The 17010-nt window shown below is 61.4% G+C and carries 16 protein-coding genes and 1 pseudogene; 10 read left to right on the top strand and 7 right to left on the bottom strand.

The genetic code is table 11. The features are described from left to right. The first annotated feature begins 207 nt into the window (after window positions 1-207). Window positions 208-477 (top strand): hypothetical protein, encoded by a 270-nt coding sequence (locus tag ABID41_RS16395; protein ID WP_354298132.1) that lies wholly within the window; start codon window positions 208-210, stop codon window positions 475-477. A 183-nt stretch (window positions 478-660) separates the two neighbouring features. Here the strand turns inward: ABID41_RS16395 and map are convergent, their stop codons facing one another. The 4 genes and pseudogenes from map to sfsA all read right to left on the bottom strand — a co-directional run bounded on the left by map (window position 661) and on the right by sfsA (window position 3047). Further along, window positions 661-1479 (bottom strand): type I methionyl aminopeptidase, encoded by an 819-nt coding sequence (map, locus tag ABID41_RS16390; RefSeq protein ID WP_435530024.1) that lies wholly within the window; start codon window positions 1477-1479, stop codon window positions 661-663. A 2-nt stretch (window positions 1480-1481) separates the two neighbouring features. Then, window positions 1482-1811: pseudogene (locus tag ABID41_RS16385) on the bottom strand (DNA/RNA nuclease SfsA); the annotation flags it as partial. A 15-nt stretch (window positions 1812-1826) separates the two neighbouring features. Further along, a complete protein-coding gene (locus ABID41_RS16380) occupies window positions 1827-2204 on the bottom strand; it encodes a hypothetical protein (protein WP_354298131.1) in 378 nt (125 codons plus the stop codon). A gap of 78 nt (window positions 2205-2282) precedes the next feature. After that, window positions 2283-3047 carry a DNA/RNA nuclease SfsA gene (sfsA, locus tag ABID41_RS16375; protein WP_354298130.1) on the bottom strand — a complete coding sequence of 255 codons (765 nt, stop codon included), beginning with the start codon at window positions 3045-3047 and terminating at the stop codon, window positions 2283-2285. A gap of 62 nt (window positions 3048-3109) precedes the next feature. On the opposite strand from sfsA, the gene ABID41_RS16370 reads away from it, so the two are divergent. The 4 genes from ABID41_RS16370 to ABID41_RS16355 all read left to right on the top strand — a co-directional run bounded on the left by ABID41_RS16370 (window position 3110) and on the right by ABID41_RS16355 (window position 7166). Beyond that, a complete protein-coding gene (locus tag ABID41_RS16370; RefSeq protein ID WP_354298129.1) occupies window positions 3110-3877 on the top strand; it encodes a competence/damage-inducible protein A in 768 nt (255 codons plus the stop codon). 109 nt (window positions 3878-3986) lie between these two features. Continuing rightward, a complete protein-coding gene (locus ABID41_RS16365; protein ID WP_354298128.1) occupies window positions 3987-4802 on the top strand; it encodes a DUF2334 domain-containing protein in 816 nt (271 codons plus the stop codon). A gap of 68 nt (window positions 4803-4870) precedes the next feature. After that, window positions 4871-5989 (top strand): hypothetical protein, encoded by a 1119-nt coding sequence (locus tag ABID41_RS16360; RefSeq protein ID WP_354298127.1) that lies wholly within the window; start codon window positions 4871-4873, stop codon window positions 5987-5989. 112 nt (window positions 5990-6101) lie between these two features. Continuing rightward, the gene (locus tag ABID41_RS16355; protein WP_354298410.1) at window positions 6102-7166 is read left to right on the top strand and encodes an acyltransferase family protein; all 1065 of its coding nucleotides are present in this window, start codon (window positions 6102-6104) and stop codon (window positions 7164-7166) included. A gap of 22 nt (window positions 7167-7188) precedes the next feature. On the opposite strand, the gene ABID41_RS16350 is transcribed toward ABID41_RS16355, so the two are convergent. Continuing rightward, window positions 7189-8613 (bottom strand): SDR family NAD(P)-dependent oxidoreductase, encoded by a 1425-nt coding sequence (locus ABID41_RS16350; protein WP_354298126.1) that lies wholly within the window; start codon window positions 8611-8613, stop codon window positions 7189-7191. A 225-nt stretch (window positions 8614-8838) separates the two neighbouring features. On the opposite strand from ABID41_RS16350, the gene ABID41_RS16345 reads away from it, so the two are divergent. Together ABID41_RS16345 and ABID41_RS16340 are read left to right on the top strand one after the other, a co-directional pair. Next, window positions 8839-9084 (top strand): acyl carrier protein, encoded by a 246-nt coding sequence (locus ABID41_RS16345; protein ID WP_354298125.1) that lies wholly within the window; start codon window positions 8839-8841, stop codon window positions 9082-9084. 42 nt (window positions 9085-9126) lie between these two features. Next, entirely contained in the window at window positions 9127-11037 is a 1911-nt protein-coding gene (locus ABID41_RS16340) for an HAD-IIIC family phosphatase (protein ID WP_354298124.1), read from the top strand. 71 nt (window positions 11038-11108) lie between these two features. On the opposite strand, the gene ABID41_RS16335 is transcribed toward ABID41_RS16340, so the two are convergent. Then, window positions 11109-12419, bottom strand: coding sequence for a nucleotide sugar dehydrogenase (locus ABID41_RS16335; protein ID WP_354298123.1), 1311 nt, complete (start codon window positions 12417-12419; stop codon window positions 11109-11111). Between the two features lie 265 nt (window positions 12420-12684). On the opposite strand from ABID41_RS16335, the gene ABID41_RS16330 reads away from it, so the two are divergent. The 3 genes from ABID41_RS16330 to ABID41_RS16320 are packed head-to-tail and all read left to right on the top strand — an operon-like array spanning window position 12685 to window position 15118. Further along, window positions 12685-13320, top strand: a complete 636-nt coding sequence (locus ABID41_RS16330) for a CatB-related O-acetyltransferase (RefSeq protein ID WP_354298122.1) — start codon at window positions 12685-12687, stop codon at window positions 13318-13320. Beyond that, entirely contained in the window at window positions 13317-14198 is an 882-nt protein-coding gene (locus ABID41_RS16325; protein WP_354298121.1) for a glycosyltransferase family 2 protein, read from the top strand. The genes ABID41_RS16330 and ABID41_RS16325 overlap by 4 nt, the downstream gene beginning before the upstream one ends. Further along, window positions 14198-15118 carry a glycosyltransferase family 2 protein gene (locus ABID41_RS16320; RefSeq protein WP_354298409.1) on the top strand — a complete coding sequence of 307 codons (921 nt, stop codon included), beginning with the start codon at window positions 14198-14200 and terminating at the stop codon, window positions 15116-15118. Before ABID41_RS16325 ends, ABID41_RS16320 begins: the two co-directional genes overlap by 1 nt. A gap of 26 nt (window positions 15119-15144) precedes the next feature. Here the strand turns inward: ABID41_RS16320 and ABID41_RS16315 are convergent, their stop codons facing one another. Then, a complete protein-coding gene (locus ABID41_RS16315; RefSeq protein WP_354298120.1) occupies window positions 15145-16779 on the bottom strand; it encodes an O-antigen ligase family protein in 1635 nt (544 codons plus the stop codon). Window positions 16780-17010: the final 231 nt, after the last annotated feature.

The following is a 17010-nucleotide window of genomic DNA, read 5'->3' as shown; positions in this document are numbered from 1 at the left end:
GAATTGTGAACCGTCGCAGGTGGCAGGCTCCCGGTGGGCCCCCACTCGTAATGTCCGATTCCGGGTAGGCGGCCTATGTCCGGTCCTGGCGCCAGGCGGTCATTCGTTCGCCGCCCGCGCTCCGCTCCGCAGAGTTGACCTGTTGTTCGTCGCTTCAGGGTGGATTGCGGACGTTGGGAATGGCGCGACGTCGTGCGAGCATGAGACATGCATCTCTATACGATCATGCTCGACTATGCGGGCGGCACCTATGTGGCCCAGACCTGCGCTGCTGACGAAAGAGCGGCAGTCCGCGATTGGATCGGCATGCTGAGCTCAGATCAAATTGCCCACTCTGTTTCGGAGGAGGTTGCAGCCGCTTTTGAGGACTTTGATTACGGCCTAGTCCCTCTGAATGGGCTCGCGGGCGTTTGGTGCGCAAATGCAAACGCGATGCAAGGACTGGCACTCGTCAATGTCGTGAAGACCGCGGCCTAGGCCAACGTCCGCAAAGGGTCGGCAGCGGTCGAAGCCAAAGCGCCTGATTGCAGACCCACTACTAAATCCGCTTCAGGGCGGGAGGGCAATGTCTCCAACTGGCGCAACGCGCCAACGCAGCGTGCCGGCCCGGGGAGAAACGTCTGCAACGAGCTTAGGCGGTCCAAAGGCCGCACCGGAGGCTCAGGCGCTCTGAATGGGAGGCTTGAAAATCCCTTTTGGCGAGCTGGTGAAGACTTCATAGCCATCTTCTGTCACGCCGATGGAATGCTCGCACTGGGCCGAGAGCGACTTGTCGCGGGTCACCGCCGTCCAGCCGTCGGACAGCACCTTCACCTGATATTTGCCCAGGTTCACCATGGGTTCGATGGTGAAGAACATGCCCGGGCGCAGGATCTCGCCCGTGCCCTTCTGGCCGAAGTGCAGGATGTTCGGCGCGTCGTGGAACACCTTGCCCAGGCCGTGGCCGCAGAAGTCGCGCACCACGGAGCAGCGCATGGACTCGACGTAGGACTGGATCGCGTGGCCGATGTCGCCGGTGCGCGCCCCGGGCCGCACCTCGGCCAAGCCGCGCTCCAGCGCCTCATAGGTGATGTCGACCAGGCGCTTGGCCCGCGGCGCGACCGCGCCGACGCCATACATGCGGCTGGTGTCGCCGTGCCAGCCGTCGACGATGACGGTGACGTCGATATTGGCGATGTCACCCTCACGCAGGACCCGGTCGCCGGGAATGCCGTGGCAGACAATGTGGTTGGGCGAGATGCAGGTGGTCTTGCCGTAGCCGCGATAGAACAGGCAGGCGGGGATCGCGCCGTGGTCAAGGATGAACTCACGGGCCAGGTCGTCCAGATGCTCGGTGACCACGCCGGGCACGACATGCGGGACCAGCATGTCCAGGCACTCGGCGGCCAGCTTGCCAGCCACGCGCATGCCTTCGAAGGCTTCAGCGTCGTGGATGCGGATCTGTCCGGTGCGGTGCTCTGCGTCGAGGACGTCGTTCATGGTCAGTTTCTTTCGGCTTCCGTAAGCGCCGCGTCGCGCCACGGAACCGGGCGTGCGATGCGGATGGCGCTGGGGCTTATGTCGCAATCATAGCACAGGACTTCAACGCCTGCCCGCGCCGCGTCGATCAGTCCGGCCGCATACTTAGGGTCGAGTTCGGCGCAGGCGGCGAAGCTGTCGCAGTCGGTGCGCTGGATGACGAACAGCATGACGGCGCGGTGGCCCTCGGCGACCATGGCCTTCAGCTCGGCCAGATGTTTCAGCGAGCGGGCCGCCACGCAGTCGGGAAACTCCGCCAGTGTGCCAGAACGGCGCAGGTGGAGGTTCTTCACAGCCCGCTTTCGACCTTAGCGTTCCACTCCATCCAAAACCGCCTTCACGCTATCGGCTTGGAATGACATCTCGAACCATTCCGTTTCTACCCAATACCCATCGTCGTTCGCGCCGATGCCGATGCTACCGAAATCCAGTTCTGTGTCCGGGCCGACCAGAATTGTGGGGTGAGCGCCAGCCTGCCATTTCGTGACCTTAAGGCCCGAAATGACGATGTCGCCTTCTCGATAGCAGTGCTGTTCTCCGGGCTTCGGCGGCGCGTAATCCGGATGATCCCCGGTCAATGCGAACAGTCCGCGTAGCTTCAGATCGCTGCCCACGGCCAACATGCCCAGAAAGTAGCTATCTTCGAGGTAGATATTCTCAAGCGTTGAAAGCGGAGCGGGGTGCATCATATCGCTGACGGTAGAGGTTGCGGGATGCGGTGCAAGGTTGCTGACGGGTTGCAGCGAAATCGGCGACCAGTTGGGTCAGCGCGCCCAAGGAATTCGGTGAGAGATTTTCAGTCCGCTGATCGCCACGTCGCACGCGTAGATCAACACCTCCACACCAGCGTCGGCGGCCTGATCCAGCCCTCGTGCAAAGGCGGGATCGAGTTCGTGGCAAGCCTTGAACGCTTCGCAGTCGCCGCGCTGAACGACGAACAAGACAATGGCGCGGTCGCCTTCCGCCACCATCGCTTCGAGTTCGCGCAGATGCTTGAGCGACCGTGCCGCGACGCAGTCGGGAAACTCGGCGAGGCCCGGCGTCCTCATCAAGTGGACGTTTTTTACTTCGAGCCAGACCTTGTGATCGGGTTTGAGCCGCGCGTTGTAAGCTGCTTGACAGTTCTTCACCTCCAGCCAGCATGGCGCGCGGGCGGGGTCCTCCAGCAGGAAGTCCACGCGCGAGCCGACCCCGTACTTCACCTCGCGGCGATGGCTGGAATAGCCGGCGACCTCGGGTAGCGCATCGGCGGCCAGGGCCTCGGCGACCAGGCGGTTGGGGTGCATGGTGTTGATGCCGACCATGCCGCCGTCCACCTCGACCAGTTCGAGGGTGTGGGCCAGCTTGCGCTTGGGATCGTCGGACTTCGACAGCCAGACCGGCAGGCCGGGCGCGTTGAGCCCCAGCATCGCTCCCGGATTGGGACAGTGCGCGGTGAGGGGAGAGCCGTCGTCGAGGACCACATCGGCGAAGAAGCGCTTGTAGCGGCTGACGAGCCGGCCGCGAACGAGCGGTTGCGGTAAGTCCATGGGCGGGGTTAGTCCGGTGTTGGAAAACGACTGAACGGCGGATGTAGGCGAGGAGCGAGGTTATGGGGAGTCCGGGGGGCGAGCGGGTGACCGCCGCGGTGATGATTATCGGGGACGAGATCCTGTCGGGGCGGACCCAGGACACCAATCTGCGCGACATCGCCCGGTATCTCGGCGTGCTGGGCATCGACCTGGCCGAGGCGCGCACCGTGCCCGATGTGCACGAAGAGATCGTCGCGGCCCTGAACGCCCTGCGTGGTCGCTATGACTACGTGATCACCACCGGCGGCATCGGCCCGACCCATGACGACATCACCGCCGACGCGGTGGCGGCGGCCTTCGGCGTGGAACTGGAGGAGCATCCGGAGATCATGGCGATGATGCGGGCGCGCTGGGGCGACGACCTGAACGCCGCGCGCCGCCGCATGGCGCGAGTGCCGGTGGGCGGGGTGCTGGTCAAGAACCCGGTCCAAGGCCCGCCCGGCTTCATGATCGGCAATGTCTTCGTGCTGGCCGGCGTGCCGACCATTATGCGCGGCATGCTGGAGGACGTGGGCCCGCGGCTGAGGGGCGGGATGGTCACCATCGCCCGAACCCTGCGCGTCGAAGGCTCCGGCGAAGGCACGATCGCCGCCCCGCTGGAGGCCGTGGCCAAGGCCCATCCGGAGATGTCCCTGGGCAGCTACCCCTTCTTCAACCCCGAAGGCTTCGGCTCCAACCTGGTGCTGCGCAGCCGCAACGCCGACGAACTGGCGCGGGCTGTGGCCGATCTGACCGCCGCGTTGGCCGCGGCGGGGATCGAGGCGGTGCGGGAGGTGGTGGAGGGGTAGTAATTTACTCTATCTTGGCGCCACAATTGCAGGACAGCGTCGAGACGACGTTCAGAATAAGGGATGACCGCGTTGAGCGGCATTCCTTCATCGACGTTTGGGAGCTGCCGTGCTGAAAGAGAACCATACGCGCATTTTTTTGCGCGACGACGACGTCGGTGCTCTGACGCCCGCCTTAACCGGCTTCATGGACATCTTCGCGCAACGGAATCTTCCGGTCAGCTATCAGATAATTCCGGCGGCCCTTACCGAAGACTGCGCGGAGCATCTCAAGTTCCGCCGCGAACGCGCGGCCGGCCTTTTCGAGTTCTGCCAGCACGGCCTGACCCACGAGATGACGGTGGGCGGGCGACGCGTGTTCTATGAGTTCGGACCAGAGCGCAGCTACCAAGAGCAGCTGGAGATAATTCAAGCTGGGCAGGCGATTCTTCGAGAGCGGCTGGCAGCCCACTTCAATTCGAGCATCTTCACCCCCCCCCAGCACAAGTACGATTACAACACGCTGGTCGCCCTCAAGGCCTCTGGGGTGCGGGTGCTTTCGGCTTCGAGCTATGCCAGTCGAGGCCATCGCATCGTCTATGGCGTCGGTGGCCTGTTGGGCCGCACGCGTCTGGGTCGCTCCGGAATATCATATCACGGACGCACGCGTCGGGACGTCGGCCTCGCCGAGCTTTCGATCGCCGTGCCAGTCGACAACGGATCGGTGAGGATGAAGACCGCCGGGGCCGTGCTGGCTGCGATTGGCCTGGCGCGACGTAGGATGTCGGTGGTCGGGCTGATGTTCCACCACAACGCCTATCCGGAACGGGAAGATCGGTTATTCCTAGCCGAGCTCGCCGACGGATTAGGCTCGTTACATGACGTTAGCTTCCATCTGCTCGGCGACATCGCGCGCGAGCACGCGCCCTCGGGCGTCTCCGCCTAAACCGGCCTAGTCGACGGTCCGTCGGCAGCAGCCGTCCAATGAAATCATCTGTCCCTGGGGGGCAAGTCATGGCGATCAGCGTCGCGGAGTATCGGAGCGAACACGAGCCGATGGTCCGGGCCTTCAATCAACGTCTGTCGGAGGCGGGCAGTCATTGGGGCTTTTACGATACTTCCATTCCAGCGTGGCTCCCGCCGGGGCTGAGCCCCAAGGTGCGTCGGGATTTTTATCTGGCTACCGACGAGACGCCGGCGGTCCGGGGCGCCTATTGCCTGAAGCGCCAGCCGTTTCTGGTGAACGGGAACGCCCTGGAAGTCGCGAGCATTCAGGGGCCAGTGTCCGAGGGGTTGGTTGATCAGCGCTTCGGCACGGTCGCGCTGCATCTGATCCGGGACATGCAAGGGCGGGAGCCGAAGCTGTTTGCTTGGGGCGCGTCCGAGCGTCTGCTTTCGGTGCTCAGGCGAATGCGGTGGACCGCCCTCGATACGCCCTTCGCCATGAAGGTCGTCAGGGGCAATCGGTTTCTACGCTTGAACCGGTTTCTTCGGGGCAGCCGAACCGTCAGGCTTGCATCAGACCTGCTCGCCGCAAGTCATTTGGGAACCCTCGCCTTTGGCGCCGCTCAATTTGGGCAACGGATTTTGGCGGGCGGGCTGGGTGGTCCCAGGGCGAACGCCGTGGAGGCGTCGCGCTTCGGGCCTTGGGCCGACGAGATTTGGTCGAAGGTGCGCTCGAACTACGATTTCATCGCGGCCCGTGACAGCCAGACGATGAATCTGCTTCTGCCGCAGGATGGCTGGCCGGAAGCTTCAATCCTGAAGATGGAAGTGGGCGGGAGCATCGTCGGTTGGGCGGCTGTTCGTAACACCCAACTTAAGGACAGTCCTCGTTTCGGCGATCTCCGAATTGGCTCGGTCATCGATGCCTTGTCCCTGCCGGGCTGCGAACACGCCGTCCTAATGTCGGCCACCCGTTATCTCGAGCGTCGCGGTGTTGACGCCATCGTTGCCAACTTCTCAAATCCCGTATGGAATTCAGCCTTCAAGCGCTGCGGATTTTTGGTAAGTGACAATAGGCGGATATTGCTAATCTCACCGGCCCTTGCGGAAATTCTTGGCGGCGATCAAGCGTCAGCCAAACGGATGCATCTGACACCATTGGATGGCGATGGACCGCTTGGCCTTTAGACGTGCATGAATTGGCGAGAGTTGTGATGGGAGGCGCATCTTGACGGCCGTACCTCAGGAAGTCGGCGAGGCGCCGAAAGTTTCAGCTAGGTTGTACCTTCAAGAAGCGGAGATGAGTGCACAGTCTGGCCGAGTTCCCAGTTTAGACGGCCTTCGAGCGATTAGTGTATTTATCGTTCTTTGCAGTCATTTCATATCGTCGAAGCTATTTCCTGGTAGCTTGGGGGTTTACATATTTTTTGTTATAAGTGGATTTCTTATAACCCGACTTCTTATCCAGGAAGACAAAAAATACGGAAAGATATCGTTGCTCAAATTCTACGGAAGAAGGGCGATGAGGTTGTATCCGGTAGTCTTCGTCTATACGTTTTTTGTTGTTGCAGCTTATCTGTTTCTTGGGATGGATATCAATTGGCCTGAGCCGCTGTCTGTCATATTTTATTTTGCTAATTACTTTTATGCGCCGATGCCTCGTCAGGGTGGTGTCGGAACCATGCCGTTTGAGCCGCTTTGGTCGCTGGCGGTTGAGGAGCATTTCTATTTTCTCCTCCCAGCTGCGATGCTCTTCCTGCGTCGACGGCCGCGGGAGCTTCTCGCTTCGATGATTGTGATTTGTGTTCTGTGTCTGGTCTACAGAATCGTCATGGCCATGTTGCATCCAGAATTGCTGGATACACGGTTCTTTTACTTCCGAACCGAAGCGCGAATTGATTCTCTGGCCTATGGTGTTGCTTTGGCAGCCATGTGCGAGATGCCGGAGTGGAGGGGGCGGCTTCTCAAAATTGCTTCACCGATAACGTTGGTGATCGCTGGGCTAGTTGTTCTCGGCACGCTGGTCTGGCGCGACCCATTTTTCAGAGAGACTATTAGGTATAGCATACAGGGCTGCGCTATTGCGGCGGCCGTGGTATCTATATTGTTTAGGCCGGGTTGGGTTCAGTATATACTAAATACGTCGCCATTTATGTTTGTTGGATACATTAGCTATTCGCTCTACGTTTGGTCGATATGCACGCATGACGTCGTGCGATACGTGGCCAGGTTGAGTGGTTGGGTCGAGGTTTTGGCCCTTTTCTTGGTGGCGTTCGCTATGGCCTGTGCATCCTACTTCCTGCTGGAAAAGCCCCTGCAAAGCCTTCGGCAACGAATGGGATCGGTCGCCTTGGGACGGCAATAGGACGGTCGGCCAGACTTTGGCCTCACCGAGATGCCTCATGCAGGTCACGTACGATCGGCATGATGACCTCTATGATGGGCGCGGCCTCGGTCGCGCGAACATTGGCGGTCTGGTCGGTCAGGATGCGCGGCAATCTGGCGCAGAGGACGCGGACGTTCGGCAGGTTCGTCCCGATTTCGCGGCAGACGATTTCGCCGGCAGCTTTCGCCATGGCATATTCGAGCCAACCCTTCGGCGTGTCGTTCACGGCTACGGACGATGGGTAAAAGACATTCAACTGGGCATCGGCGCGCATGGCCCGCAGGGCTTCGACAGTCTCCACGAACCCGGTGGCGTAGAAGCGCATGAACTCGGCCAATACCTCCTGGCTGAGTAGCTTGGTCCGACGTTGGGCAATAGGGCCGGTCGCATAGTAATAGAGGTGGGAAGGCGCCACCGGGAGCCTCGATAGCTGGGCGGCGACATCCCCTCGCACGTCAAGCGGGAGGGCTTCGCACTCACCTCCAAAGGCGCGGATCTCCTCGACCACCTTGTTCGCTTCAGTATGGCCGGTGGCGTAGGTGATGAAAACGCGAGCTCCGCCCGCTGCGCAGGCCTTCGCAGTGACCTCACCAAGCCCTCTCGATCCGCCGACGACGAGAACCGCGTCGCCGGCATAGGCCGTCGGCGCGACAGCGGCGGCGACTTCATAGATTGTCGGTTGGGCGACGGGCGGGATGCGCGCCAACGCCGTAAGCTCACCTTCGATCCCGCCTCCGGCGACGGTGAGGCGGACCATCCGAAAGCGTTCGTCGATCTCGGTCGTGGCGTACTCAAGGCGGTTTCCGGCCGCATCGCCTGTGAACGCCAGGCTAAATCCACTGAAGATCGAGTGCATACCGGGGCAGATCATGCCGACGACCCGAGATAGGGCGGCTACCGCCGCGACGCGCCGGGGCGAAATGCAGGAAGACAGGGCGGGAAACGCCTCAGCAATCTCGGATTCGGACGTGGCGAATTCGATGGCGCCGCTGCGACCGCGCATTTCCTCGAGCTTCAAAGGAATTGGCTCCTTCGGCCAATTCGGTCCTTCTGGAGCGGATACGACCGGAACTGATCCGCGTGCAGGCTCGCCAAGGCCCAGGGTGATCGTAGTGGCCGTGGCACCGTCGACCTGTACCTGCACTCGGAGCTGGCTCCCGCTACGTTTGCCCAATACCGCCGTGGCGGCATCGCCTACGTAGACGGGGCCAGAGAAATTGACCTTCAGCGCGTTCAGGTCGGGGCTTTCGCGACGGCAAATTTCTTCAAGGGCCCAAAGCACCCCGTGGACGCCGTGAACGACTGGCGCGCCCATCTGAGTTCTGCGCGCGAAGTTGGCGTCCATATGCATCGGATTTACGTCGCCCGAAAGGCGGGCGAAATGGACCTGATCCTCCACCGTGAAGGACTTCCTTCCCTGTTCCATGCCGCTCCTTCGTATCTTTGAGGCCCAGTGATGGAGCCAGGATGCTTTTCATACGTGTTGTGCGGAGTCAGCAATACCGCCAGCGTTGGCAACGAACTGACAAACACATATTCATGTCGGACAAGTGAGCTAGGTTTGGGGCCAGGCTTCGGCAATGGATTCCGGCGACGATGCCGTCCGGCGTCGGCCCTCTTTTGGCTATTGGATCTTTTTGGAGGTTTTTTCTTGAGCGATGCGGAGACCCTTGGGTGGATCACCCAGATCGTTCAGGACGAGTTGGACAATGATGATGTTCAACTGGCGATGGACACGGCGCCAAGCGCCGTGGAGGGCTGGGATAGCCTGGCCCATGTCGGTATTATCGTCGCGATCGAGAAACGATTGGGCCGTCAGTTTACAGTCGAGCAGATCGACGGCCTGAAGGACGTCGGGGATTTGGTGCGCCTTGCTCGGGAAACCCAGCAGGCGTAGGGGTTCGGTGGTCGCCGCCGGCCGGATCTGTAGGGGGTCACGGTGAGTTTCGAGCCTATTGCGTTGCCCTGGTTGTTGCGAGCGCCCGAGGGGTTCCGCAACAGTTGCCGGGCGCTCTCGGACGCTGACCCTGAACTCGGCGCCACGCTGCAGAAGATGGCGACGCATTACCTGGACGCGGCCCAAGCCGCCGCTTTCGGCAAGGCGATGGCGCGGCTGCGGGCCGGGGGCGCCAAGTTCGAGCCGCTCTCGGGATTCCGGCTGGCCATTCTCCCCGGTGCGACGTTCGACTTCATAGCCGCAGCCACGCCGGCCGCGGCGGCTCGCCACGGCATCGCGGTCGAGGTCACCCTCTGTCCGTTGGATCAGATCGAGCAGCAAGCCTATGACGTCGCTTCGGAGCTCTATCGAGCGACGCCCGACGCCGTACTGCTGGCGGTCGATCACCGTTGGCTCGGCCTGGATAAACCTGCTCTCGACGGCGATCACGAGCTGAGGCTCCAGGATGCGGTCGATCGCCTTCGCGGGGTGCTCGGGGCCCTTTCGGAAACCGCGGCGACGACGGCGATCGTCCCCACCATCCCTGTGCCACCATCCCAATTGTTCGGGAGCTATGATCGCCGGGAACCGGGGAGCGTGCGCAGCCTGATAGATCGCTTCAATGCGCTTCTCCCCGGGATTTGCGCGGAGACGGGCTCGGTCCTCTTCGATGTCGCGGCGCTGGCCGAAAGCGTCGGAACTGCGACGTGGTTCGATGCGGCCTTCTACAGCCTCTACAAGCTACCGTTCTCGCCAGATGCGGTGCCGCTGTACTGCGACGGCTTGGCCAGGTTGATGGGCGCGATGCGCGGCAAGGCGCGCAAGTGTCTCGTACTCGATCTGGACAACACCTGCTGGGGCGGGGTCATCGGCGACGACGGCCTGGAGAACATACGGGTCGGCGGCGGCGGGGCCGGCGGGGACAGCTTCCTGTCCGTGCAACGGATGGCGCTGGAGCTGAAGGCCCGGGGTGTGATCCTTGCGGTCTCTTCCAAGAACGAAGACGAAACTGCACGCCTCCCGTTCCGCGAGCATCCAGACATGCTCTTGAAGGAGAGCGACATCGCGGTTTTCCAGGCCAATTGGAACGACAAGGCGAGCAACCTGGAGGCCATCGCGGCGAAGCTCGAGATCGGCCTCGACGCCCTGGTGCTGCTGGACGACAACGGCGCGGAACGGGCCCAGGTCCGCAGCGCTCTACCCATGGTTGGCGTGCCTGAACTACCCAATGACCCTGCGCTGTACCCAGCTATACTGCTTGGGGCCGGGTATTTCGAAGCCGTATCGTTCTCGTCGGAAGATCGAGCGAGGAGCGCGAGCTATGCCGCCAACGCGCAGCGGGCCGAGGTCTACAGCAAGGCTCGCAATCTTGACGATTACCTGGCCTCGCTCGAGATGCAGATAGGGTTCGCGCCGTTCGATGCGCTGAATCGCCCCCGGATCGCCCAACTCATCAACAAGACCAACCAGTTCAATCTGACGACGCGGCGCTACACCGAGGCGCAAGTCGCCCAGATGGAGGCTGGCTCGGCGGCCTTCACGCTGCAGACGCGGCTGGCCGATCGTTACGGCGATTTTGGGATGATCGGCGTCATCATCGCCAACGAAACCGAGATGGGCCAAGTGTGGGAAATCGACACTTGGCTGATGAGCTGTCGCGTTTTGGGACGGAAGGTCGATGAGGCGATGCTGGCCGAACTGGTTGAAGCGGCGCGGGCGGCCGGGGTGACGCGGCTCCTGGCCCGCTATATCCCGACGGCCAAGAACCGGATGGTCGCCGACCACTTTGACAAACTGGGCTTCATCCGTGTCGCCGAACACGACGACGGCGGTCGGGAATACGAACTTGCCCCATCCAGTTTCGTCGAGCCGAAGTTGCCGTTCGCACGCGCCGCGGAGAAGGCCCCGGCCTGACGAGGCACTTAACGCTTGGAGCGATCGGATCGCGTAGGTGGGGCGCGCATGGCGCGCCCCACATTTCCAAACTAGGCCTTGACCACCCGGTCCATGGGCAGGCCAAGCCGGGCGAACACATTGCGAGTATCGACAACGAGCTTCGCGTTCGCCTGCAGCAAGGCGTAGTCCACGGCGTCATGATCGGTGGAGACCAGGACCGCGTCGTAATCGGCGATAGCCTCAGCCGTGAGTTGAATGGAGGTGCGGCCCGTCAGGCCCGCATGCTCGCGGGTCGGCGGGATCGTCGGTGTATGCGGGTCATGGAAGTCACAACGCGCGCCGCGGGCCTCGATCGTTTCGATGAGCACGAGCGAAGGGCTCTCGCGCGTGTCGTCGACGTTCTTCTTGTAGGCCACGCCCATCAACAGGACCCTCGAGCCCTTCAAACCCTTGCCGGACGACTGGTTGAGGGCCTCGGCAAGGGCGTCGACGACGACCCGAGGCATGCTGGTGTTGATTTGGCCCGCCAGCTCGATGAAGCGGGTTTCCATTCCATATTCCCGCGCCTTCCAGGTCAGGTAGAATGGATCGACCGGGATGCAGTGGCCGCCAAGCCCGGGGCCCGGGTAGAAGGGCATGAAGCCGAAGGGCTTGGTCGAAGCCGCGCCGATGACCTCCCAGACGTCTACGCCCATCGCGGCGTAGACCATCTTCAACTCATTCACGAGAGCGATGTTGATCGAGCGGAAGATGTTCTCTGTCAGCTTCGTCGCTTCGGCCGCCGCCGCGCTGCTCACGGCGACCACTTTCGAGATCATCTGCTCGTAGAGCTTGACCGCCAGATCCCGCGAATGGGCGTCGTCCGCCCCAACGACCTTCGGAATCGTCTTCGTGCCGAAATGGGGGTTGCCCGGATCTTCCCGTTCGGGCGAGAAGGCCAGAAACACGTCCTGGCCGACGGTGAAGCCGGCGGACTCCATGAGGGGCTGCACGATCTCGCGCGTGGTCCCGGGCCAAGTCGTCGACTCTAGCACGACGAGCTGCCCAGTGCGAAGGGCCTTGCTTATGGTCTCGGCGGTGTTGCTCACATAGCTCAAGTCCGGGTCGCGATGCTTCGTGACCGGCGTCGGCACGCAGATCAGGATCGCGTCGGGTTCCGATAGTTGACCAAAGTCAGTCGTGGCCCTGAGCCGACCGCTGTCGATGGCCGCTCGCATAACGTCCGCGCCTATGTAGTTGATGACCTGCTCGGCCTGATTGATCGCCGAAACGCGGCCGCTGTTGATATCGAAGCCGACAACCTTGAAGCCGGCGTCCAGGGCCGCCAGGGCCAGAGGCAGGCCGACATAGCCGAGACCGACAATGCCGATTGTCGCCTCACGCTTGTCGAGGCGAGCCATCAGGGTCTCAAATTGCGATGCGGACTCAGGCACGGCTCATCCTTCTCTTCATAGTAACGCGGGTGATATTTGTTGTTCGGCGCTAGTGGGCGATGGCTTGGATGTCCACGATAGTCACGATCTATTACGAATTCGCGCCGCCAGGGAGTCATCTGCAAAAGCCATGCCGGTCAAGCGCTCCAGCCTGCCGGACTTCGATGTCCTGTATCGGAGCGGGGCGTTCACCCGGGCTCAATGAACGACTGTTAGGAGTTGAAGTTGAAAGGTGGTCGTTGTGGCTGGAATGGTAAAATCTTTGGCCGAGAAAGCGTGGCTCTATGTGCTGCGTCGCCGGCAGTTCGATAGTGAAAATCTGCGCGCTTATTTCAGATCGAAGCATAGGATCGACATTGGTTTATATTCCTACGGCTGCTTCGATCAATGGCGGATGCCTGGGCCAATCAGCATCGGGCGTTACTGTTCTTTTGCGAACACCGTGCGGTCCGCCCCCATCAATCACCCCATGGAGGCGATGACCACCCACCCAGCGCTCTACGAGCGGGCCTTCGGCGTGGTGGACAAGGACATTGAGTGGGATGAGGTGCTCGTCGTCGAGGACGACGTGTGGGTCGGGCATAATGTGATGATCCTGCCCGGATGCAAGCGCATCGGCCGCGGGGCGGTAATCGGGGCCGGAGCGGTCGTGACGAAGGATGTCGAAGCCTACGCGATCATGGCGGGCAACCCTGCGCGGAAACTCCGTTCTCGTTTCGAGCCGGAACTGATTGCGGCGCTGGAGGCGAGCCGCTGGTGGGAATTGGATTTGATGGATCTTCGAAAGCTTGTCGAGGAGCGTCGAGACTTGGTTTATGCACCTACGGTGGCGAGGCTGGAGGCATGGATCAGAGAGGCTAAGCGGTGAGCAGCGCGCCGGAAGTCAGCGTGGTGGTCCCTCATTTCCATGATCTGGAATCGTTGGCGCAGTGCATCGCGGCGCTGGAGCGCCAATCGCTTCGCGCCGAGACCTTCGAGATCGTCGTCGCGGACAACGCCTCACCCGAGGGGGAAGCCGCCGTGGCAGCGCTGCTCGGCGGGCGGGCCAGGTTGGTGACCGTCGCGGAACGCGGGGCCGGCCCGGCCCGCAACGGCGGTGTCGCGCAGGCTCGAGGCCGAATCTTGGCTTTCACCGATTGTGATTGTCGGCCGGAACCTGAGTGGCTCGAGAAAGGCCTGGAAGCTCTCCGCGGTTTTGACTTCGTCGGCGGCCGAATGAAAGTCTTGGTCGATGATCCGCAGAAGATGACGCCGGCGGAGGCCTTTGAGGCTGAATTCGCTTTCAACAACGAGGCTTACGTCAAACAGAAAGGCTTCACCGTAACGGCGAATCTGTTCTGCCCCCGCGAGGTCTTCGATCGCGTCGGTGGGTTTCGCGTCGGAGTGTCGGAAGATTTCGATTGGTCGCACCGGGCCCTAGGTCAGGGATTTCGCTTGGGGTACGCAGAGATGGCGGTCGTGGGGCATCCGGCGCGTCGCTCGTGGCCGGATCTGCAGAAAAAGTGGCGGCGGTTGAACGCCGAGACCTATGCGATCTACGCGGCGGAGCGCGGCGGCAAGCTGCGTTGGCTGCTGCGTAGCCTGGCTTTGCCGGGGTCCGCGCTGGCCCACACGCCGAGGATTCTGACCAGCAGAAAGCTCCATCACCCCAGGGACAGGCTGCTCGCATTGGCGGTCCTCTATCGTCTCCGGCTTTGGCGGTTCTGGGATGCGCTTCGCCTGGCCTCCGGCGGAGTAGCGGCTTGATGCACGTCGCCGTCGCCATCGTAGGGTTTCGCAACGCCGAAGATGTGGGGCGCTGCCTCGTCGCCCTGAGCCGTTCGACCTATTCGGACTTCGAAGTCATCGTCTGCGAGAATGGTGGGCAAGACGCGTGTCGAGATCTGAAGGCGATCGCTCCTGCCAGTCTCAAAGGCGGCCAGCAGGTGCGCATCGTGTGTCCCGATGGGAATCGTGGATTTGCTGGGGGCGTCAACCTTTGCATCAGCGAGACCCCCGACGCAGATGCCTGGTGGGTGCTGAACCCGGACACGGAGCCACATCCCGACGCCTTGGCCGCGAAGGTTCGTAGGCTTCGTGAAGGTGACTGCGAGGCGGTGGGCTGCACGCTCTATCGTGCGAACGGTCGCATTCAATCGGTCGGCGGCAAATGGATCTCGTGGTTGGCGCGAGCGGAGTCCATCGGGCTTGGCGACAGCCTGGAAGAGGTTGTCGACGCGGAGGCCGTGGAGCGGGAGCAGCGCTATCTCAACGGCGCTGCGATGCTGGTGAGCAGGCGGTTCGTCGAGCGGGTCGGGCTGATGCGGGAAGACTATTTCCTGTACTGCGAGGAAGTCGAATGGTGCCTTCGCGCGCTCGATCGTGGCGTTAAGTTGGGCTTCGCGCCCGACGCGCGCGTCCTACACGCGCAGGGAACCACGACCGGGGCTGGCGAGGCCGCCTCAAGGCGTCCACGGTTGCCGATCTATCTCAGCGCGAGAAACAGCTTGCTGCTGACCCGGGACCTCTTTCCCTTCCGCCTACCGGTGGCTGCGCCGGCCGCCATGCTCCAACTCATGGTGCGATACGGAAGGCATGGCGCTTGGCGGCAAGTAGGATATGCGTTTTCCGGATTGGCGGCAGGATTGCGAAACGAGCGCGACGCCCCGGTTTGGATGGGGCGTTAGCCACGCCGTCCGGCGCGGCTGGCTCATCAGGTCGTTGTTTGAGCCGCCTGCTCGTCCCGGCGCGCCCTATATATGAGCGCCGCCAGCGCCCCCATCATCATGAAGACCAGTGGGTGATTTGAATCCTGGGCGAACACCGCCTTGATGACGAAAAAGATCGTCAGCGAAATCGCGATCGGGGTGAAGAGGCCGTAATCACGATCACGCCCGCCACCTTGGAACGCGTACTTGGTCGCATTGTAGATGGACCACAGGATCATGCCGTAATACGCCAAAAATCCGAGGATTCCGTAATCAAGCGCCACCAGCAGATAATAGGTATCGATGGATGGGATGCCTGCTTGGTTGGCGCTTCCTAGCGTCTCGCTTGCCATGCCGATTCCATATCCCTCGGGGTGGCGGAAAACCTTTGGAATTCCCGTTTCGTATTGCTCAATGCGGCCCTGAGTACTCGCGGTTTGAGTGCCATTTCCCCACACCTTATTGCGGATACGACCGACGAAAAACGTCGACGCAACCATGGCGCAAAAGATGGCGGGGTATGCGAACGCGATTGCTGGTGCGAGCAGGCTGCCCCGACTTTCGCGCCAGCGAAGGACCGCCCAAAATGCCAAGTAAAGTAGTGGCCCGATAATGAAGCCAATGAGACCCAGGCGGGCGCCAGTTGCAATGACGATGAACAGGAAAAGCGGGATTGATAGGGCTGCGCCGACCCTGATGGCGATGCGTTGCCTGCTAAAGGTCAGATGAAGCGCAAAGGGGAGGGCGAGAGCGACGAACTCTGCAAATCCTAGGCTTGTTGAGAATGTGCTCTGGACCCTGTATTTATTGTCCCTAAAAGCGCCAGCTAAAATTCGTTGGACGTGCTCGTCTTCAATTTGCAGGAAACTCGGGATGTGGCCAGCCCAAGGTAGTTTTCCCTGTACATACTCTAGGAAGCCGATTGCGGTTACAGCGCAGGTAATAAGCCAAAATGCGAAGCTCCATCGAATGACGGACCGCGGCGTCAAGAATATATAGCAGCTCACGAAGAATATAGACGTCCATGTAAGTTGGGCGACGATAAATTTTTGTAGCGAATTTGCTGGTTGGTCCGAGAGGAAGATGGAGAGGAATTGTATGCCGACGAAAATGACAAGCATCTTCCAAAGTGCGGGGGAGGCGCGCAGCACTTGTGATGTTTGAGACCTAAAGTCGGCGGAAACCGAGGCGCAAACCAGCAGAAGAAATACGAGCGGTATGCCGGTCAGTCGGATCATGGTGATCCACGGCAGGCCGGGCAATGTGATAGCCAGATAGTTCGGCCACAGAAACAGGGCCGGGAAAAATATCCAGAACATCATGCGAAGCGGCGCAATCGGCGGGTTTCGTATGTCGGGCAGGGCCCATATGACCGCCATGCTCAAGGCCGCGATGGGCACGGCGAACGGCACCATCACGAAAGGCGCCAAGAGCGCGAAGAGAAATCCGACCGCGACGCAGTAGAGGGCGATGGCGGCGAAAATGCCCCAGCGCGCCATAGGCGGGATAACCGACTTTAGTCCGCCAAAGTACGGGTGCAGCACGGAGGATTGGATCGAGCCCCCCGGCGAGGCATGTCGCGGGTCAAGGCGGTCGTGAGGGCGCCGAGCGAACTCGCCGTCTGCAGGCTGGATTTTCACATCAGATCCCCACGTCAATCTTGGGCCGGCTCGCGCATCTTCCATCTGTATCGCGTTTCGATCATGAGCGGGAGTTGGGGCGGGCTCACATACCGCGAGCGGTCGCCCGACAGCGCAATCGCCTCTCGTCCCCTCCCAAGGTGATTTGCGCCGCCGAAGGCGTAAGATCCACGTTAGCGCCAACTGGTCTGCAATGGGCTTGTCTTTGACGGGTGCCAAGCCATGATCGAT

The sequence above is a fragment of the Phenylobacterium koreense genome, from assembly GCF_040545335.1.
Lineage (GTDB): Bacteria > Pseudomonadota > Alphaproteobacteria > Caulobacterales > Caulobacteraceae > Phenylobacterium > Phenylobacterium koreense.
The sequence above is the reverse complement of the archived record's forward strand: the minus strand, read 5'-3'. Positions and strand labels throughout refer to the sequence as shown.